Annotated in this window: 6 protein-coding genes; 5 read left to right on the top strand and 1 reads right to left on the bottom strand. The window is 56.6% G+C overall.

Annotated features, from left to right (window positions below):
* Nucleotides 1–341: 341 nt before the first annotated feature.
* Nucleotides 342–725: a type VII toxin-antitoxin system MntA family adenylyltransferase antitoxin gene (mntA, locus tag NA637_RS23905; RefSeq protein WP_256074981.1), complete on the bottom strand. Its 384-nt coding sequence runs from the start codon at nucleotides 723–725 to the stop codon at nucleotides 342–344.
* 423 nt (nucleotides 726–1,148) lie between these two features.
* On the opposite strand from mntA, the gene NA637_RS23900 reads away from it, so the two are divergent.
* The 5 genes from NA637_RS23900 (at nucleotide 1,149) to NA637_RS23880 (ending at nucleotide 5,232) form a co-directional block, all read left to right on the top strand.
* The gene (locus tag NA637_RS23900) at nucleotides 1,149–2,357 is read left to right on the top strand and encodes a flagellin (protein WP_256074980.1); all 1,209 of its coding nucleotides are present in this window, start codon (nucleotides 1,149–1,151) and stop codon (nucleotides 2,355–2,357) included.
* Nucleotides 2,358–2,427: 70 nt separating this feature from the next.
* Nucleotides 2,428–2,790: a flagellar protein FlaG gene (locus NA637_RS23895; protein WP_256074979.1), complete on the top strand. Its 363-nt coding sequence runs from the start codon at nucleotides 2,428–2,430 to the stop codon at nucleotides 2,788–2,790.
* A 55-nt stretch (nucleotides 2,791–2,845) separates the two neighbouring features.
* Nucleotides 2,846–4,294 (top strand): flagellar filament capping protein FliD, encoded by a 1,449-nt coding sequence (gene fliD / locus NA637_RS23890; protein WP_256074978.1) that lies wholly within the window; start codon nucleotides 2,846–2,848, stop codon nucleotides 4,292–4,294.
* A 131-nt stretch (nucleotides 4,295–4,425) separates the two neighbouring features.
* Complete coding sequence (fliS, locus tag NA637_RS23885) at nucleotides 4,426–4,812, top strand: flagellar export chaperone FliS (protein ID WP_256074976.1); 387 nt, start codon at nucleotides 4,426–4,428, stop codon at nucleotides 4,810–4,812.
* 117 nt (nucleotides 4,813–4,929) lie between these two features.
* Nucleotides 4,930–5,232: a flagellar protein FliT gene (locus NA637_RS23880; protein WP_256074975.1), complete on the top strand. Its 303-nt coding sequence runs from the start codon at nucleotides 4,930–4,932 to the stop codon at nucleotides 5,230–5,232.
* Nucleotides 5,233–5,453 lie beyond the last annotated feature (221 nt).

Below are 5,453 nucleotides of genomic sequence, written 5' to 3'. Positions count from 1 at the left end.
TCGTAAGAGGATCGGGGGTTTGTCTTTGGGCCGAAGAAAGCCTGCAGGCACTGAACGATAACCGCCCGGTCATGCCTCGTGGTGTGCCTGAATCGCGATAAGGGTTTGCTTGTTAGTCCTCTGAGCTGCTCCAGAAGAGTCGTAGCCTTTGAAACGACTGCGGATTTCGTCAACCAGGTGCGCCTTGAACACGGATTACAACCTGCAGGCTGTGACGGCCATGAGCTGTCAACGTCCTGTAAATCCAGATCATGTAGCAATTAATTCATTGATGTCTTCTGGCGTCTTGCTCCGTATGCGCTCAAGGCATCGCATGAGCGAGTCAAGTTTCCGTTCGACAATCAGCTTGTCCATCGCTGCCTCCTTTCGGCCAGCATCCGCTCAACATAGGGCATGAAGTCCTCGTTGTTGAGGATGTGTTTTGACACAAGCTGGGCATGCAGCTCAGGCCCACCGATGATCCGGTTGCCGTATCGGAGTATCTGCCCGAGTAGTGGCTCGCCAACCGTTGCCAGATCGATGAGATCCACCGCACGTCCCGTCGCTTCGGCAATATCCGAGATGAGCTGTATCTGCTGGTCCGCGGTCATGGCCGCGTCGCACAGAACAGCCAAGTCCAGGTCGCTATCACTGTGCGCAGTGCCAGCGGCAACCGAACCGAAAACGTAGGCCAATCTGACTTCGGGATGCTGGCCAAGGGCGGTCTCAACCTGTCTGATCGTCATGCAAACCTGCCGTAACGTAGGGCGGGTGAAACCCGCCGTCTTGATGCCAATAGAATCGCTCCCAGTCTACACGAACCCGTAGGCGCGCCCCGCGGCGAACCAGCCCTTCGGCTTGCGCAATGCTCAATAGGCGCAGCCGCGTATCGGATCGGGGCGTTTTTCACGCGCCGGCCCAATGCTTCATTAAAGAATCTCGCCACCCATCCGAAAACCTTCGCAGGCGGGCTCGCTTGTTTGCGAATTCGCTGGCGTCGTACAGGTTGTTCTCGGGGCTTGCAAACTATTTTCAACCGCCTCCTAAAGCTCACCGAAACGGCGCCGATACGCTAATCGAATGCGAACTCAATGGGTGCCTGGGCAAACAGCCGGCCCGGAGTCGCACGCTCAGGCAACCAACGTAACCAGCGCCCCTGGAGGCACATCATGGCTCTTACAGTCAATACCAACATTGCATCGCTCAATACTCAGCGTAACCTGAACCAGTCGTCAAACGCGCTGACCACCTCGATGGAACGTCTGTCTTCCGGTAGTCGTATCAACAGCGCCAAAGATGACGCTGCAGGCCTGCAGATCGCTAACCGCTTGACCAGTCAGATCAATGGTCTGGGCGTAGCGGTAAAAAACGCCAACGATGGCATTTCCATGGCGCAAACTGCTGAAGGTGCGCTTCAGCAATCGACTAACATTCTCCAGCGCATGCGTGATCTTTCCCTTCAGTCGGCTAACGGCTCGAACAGCACTGACGAGCGTGAGGCACTGAACTCGGAAGTAGGTCAGCTTAAGAAAGAGCTTGATCGGATCAGTAACACCACTACTTTCGGCGGTCGCAAATTGCTGGATGGTTCATTTGGCACTGCAAGCTTTCAGGTTGGCTCTGCTGCGAACGAGCTGATCAGTGTCGGCATTGATAAAATGAGCTCGGACTCGCTGAAAGGAAGCTTTTATAAAACAGCAGTAGACACTACCACCCCTACAGCAGTGGCAACTGATGGTTCATTCGTTGCTGGAACAGCCACAGCAACACTCACCCTAGACAGTGGGGATGAAGTTACCGTCGACTTTGATATCAAAAAAGGCGACGACGCCGACGCGATCAATGCCAAGTTTGCTGCCGCTGTCAACGATGCAAACGTTGGCGTGAGTATGCAAAAAGACTCCGAGGGTGCTTATCAGATCGTTTCCAAAGCTAACAAGGATGGAGACGGCCCGGAGGTAGCTACCATCGCAGTTGCTGCTAAAACTGATGGTACTCTTGCTGGGGTAACTTTCGGTGCTGCTACCACCACTATTGACGCAGCTGCTGATTTAGTGACGGCAGACTCTGTTAAAGACATCGATATCAGTGATGCAGTGGGTGCCCAAGCAGCAGTACTTGTCATCGACGATGCGATCAAGCAAATCGACTCTCAGCGTGCCGACCTTGGTGCTGTGCAGAACCGCTTCGACAATACCATCGCCAACCTGCAGAACATCAGCGAAAACGTCTCGGCCGCCCGCGGTCGCATCCAAGACACCGACTTCGCCGCCGAAACAGCGAATCTGAGTAAGCAGCAGATCCTGCAACAGGCTGGTACTGCGATCCTGGCTCAGGCCAAGCAGCTGCCGCAGGCTGTTCTGAGTCTGTTGCAGTAATCGAGCAGAAGGCGTTAATGATGAGGGTAGGGCTGCGCTCTACCCTCGTTGATTCATGAGAGGTGAACCAATGGACGTCGGCAAATTATCGGGCGGAGCCGCGCCGCACACACAGCTGACAGCTGGATCGCCACCCGGCCTCCACGAGAAGGTTGGGTTTTCTGCGTCCGAAGCGCAGGATAAATCAGAGAACGGGGTAGATGCAGAGAAGCCGGTGGACATGACCGATCTGGTCGAGCGGTTTCGCTCACAAGTACAAAGCATCCAGCGCGACCTGAGCTTCAGCGTCGACGATTCCACCGGCGACGTGGTGGTGCAGGTGGTCGACGGAGAGTCAGGCAAGGTCGTGCGGCAGATCCCATCGGAGGAAATCCTTCGGCTTACAGAGCGACTGGATGAAATTCGTAGTTTGATGTTCGAAGCCAAGGCGTAAACGGTACGGTTTTTGTATCAGACGTGTAGCCAACAGTATTTTGACGGGGTGAGCTATGGCGGGCATAACAGGCATCGGTTCCGGTATCGATATCGACAGTATCGTGTCCGCCATGGTCGCGGCTGAGCGTGCGCCCAAAGAGACACAGCTTGCCAATCTCGAGAAGAAAACCACTACTCAGATTACCGCTGTTGGCGCCTTGAAAAGCGCCATCAGCGACTTTCAGACGGCTCTCGAATCCCTGAACAAGCCCGAGCTGTTTCAGGCGCGTTCGGCTACATCCAGCAAGTCGGACCTGGTCGGTGTAACTGCCAGCCCAGCCGCGGGTGCTGGCAGCTATGAGATTGAGGTCAAGAGTCTTGCGCGCAGCAGCAAGGTGGCCCTGGCTGCTGTCAGCAATACAACCGAAGCGCCCGCTGCCTTTGCGAGCGGTACGCTCTCTGTTTCGCTGGGTGTACCTGGCGATCCGCCGACGACCGAAAGCTTTTCCGTCACGGTGGATGAAAGCAACAACAGCCTTGCAGGCGTGCGTGATGCCATCAACGCCTCCGGCAAGGAAATGGGCGTCAGCGCCACGATCGTGACCGATGAGTTTGGTTCGCGGCTTGTGCTGTCCAGTGACAAGACAGGTGCCGGGCGCGATATTACGGTAGCCGTGCCGGACGAGACAGCGGCCCAGGCCGGCCAGACCCCGTTGTCCAGCCTGGCATTTGACGGTACCGCTTCCAGTACTGGTTCGGGCCCGCGGGTGCTAACCTCGGCGCAAAGCGCGGAACTCTATATCGACGGCTTGAGAGTGGTCAGCGAGACCAATAAGGTCGATGGCGCCATTGAGGGCGTTACGCTGGATTTGAAGGCCGCGACCGTCGCTAACGAGCCGCTCACCGTCAACGTCGCGGAGGACGAGGCGGGCGTCAAGAAGCAGGTGCAGTCTTTCGTAGACGCCTACAACAAGCTTATCGGCGTCATCAACGCGCAGACCAAGGTGACGCCGGTAGGAGACGGCAAGACACCCGTTACGGGAGCGTTGGTAGGTGACGCGACTGCTCGTACGCTGCTCAGCACTATCCGTAACGAGCTCGTCAATGTTCAGGGTGAAGGGTCCATCAGAGCCCTGACTGATCTCGGTATAACCACACAGAAAGATGGCACCCTGGCCGTGGATGGCGCCAAGCTCGATAAGGTAATGGCGGATGATTTCGAGCAGCTTTCGGGTTTCTTTACCGGCGACACCGGGTTGGCGGCACGTCTTGATGCCAAGCTCAAGCCGTATACCGAAACCGGCGGTATCCTAGAGCAGCGCAACAAGCAGATGACGGAAACCATCTCCGGCATCGACAAGCAGAAGGAAGATCTCAATCGACGTATCAACTCGCTGCAGGAACGCCTCTACAAGCAATTCAATGCCATGGACCTGCTGGTGGGGCAGCTGAGCAGCACGTCGAACAGCCTGCTCGCGTCGCTGGAGAATCTACCCTGGGCGGCGAATAACTCGAAGAACTGACAGTTGTTGTACGAAACAGACCGCCTTCAGGCGGTTTTTTTCGTTCTGGAGCGCGCAAACGCTATCAAGCTTGAGCACCTTCGACCGATAAGCTGTACATGCAAACTGATGTGGCAAGAGGGCTCATCCAAATGTACGCAATGTCCGCAATGAAGCAGTATCAGCAGGTTGGGGTGAAGGCTCAGGTGACCGAGGCCGATCCGCACCGTTTGATCCAGATGTTGATGCAGGGCGGCCTGGATCGAATCGCTCAGGCCAAGGGCGCCATGGAGCGTGATGCGTTCGCTGAGAAAGGTGTTCTGGTTGGCAAGGCCATCAGCATTATCGGCGGTCTGCGGGACGCGCTGGACAAGAGCATCGGTGGCGAGCTGGCGGAGAATCTGGATCGCCTCTACGAATACATGACGATGCGCCTGTTCGAGGCAAGCCGGCATAACGATATCGACAAACTGAACGAAGTGGGCAAGCTGCTGGGTGAGATCAAGGTGGCGTGGGACCAGATTGCGCCCAAGGCTTAAGTCTTCAGCGCTGGCTTGGTTGGGTTAGCTCAATCTACGTCCGAATGAATTCGGCCCTACGGACTTGAGCTTGCCTTCACCTGCTCCATCCATTTACTTTCATCAAGGCGCTCGCTCATGCCGTCACGCAAACAGGCGTTCGTCACGCTGACCGAAAAGCTTCGCGGTGCTCTGGCAGCAGGCGACTGGGCTGTTATTCCGGCGCTGGACGAAGAGTGCCGTGCCCTGATCGCCGCATTGCGCGACGAAGATGCTTTTGATGCCGGCCTGCGCGTGCAGCTCGAAGAGCTGTCGCGTTTGTATGATGAGCTTCAGCGATCCGGGCGTAACGAACGGCAGCGACTGGCCGGTGAGCTGACGCGTTTGAACCAGTCCAAGCAGGTGAACCAGGCGTACAAGCCGTTGGGACAAGACGGTTGAGATCTGCGTTCGTGAGCAGTTTTGGTGGGCAAAAGCCAACCCTAACGTTGACGTAGGTTGGATTAGCCGAAGGCGTAATCCGACGATCAGGTGGGTGGGCGCGGTTGCGGTGTCAGGCGGGGGATTACCGATGCAGCCCCTTCGCGGTAAACGACGGAAGCGCCTCCGGCGATTCCATCCTACAAAAGCGATCCGCCATACCGCGTTCCGCGACGCCAAGT

The sequence above is a fragment of the Stutzerimonas stutzeri genome (assembly GCF_024448935.1).
GTDB lineage: Bacteria > Pseudomonadota > Gammaproteobacteria > Pseudomonadales > Pseudomonadaceae > Stutzerimonas > Stutzerimonas stutzeri_AO.
Note: the sequence above shows the minus strand (reverse complement) of the source record. Positions and strands in the feature narration are given on the sequence as shown.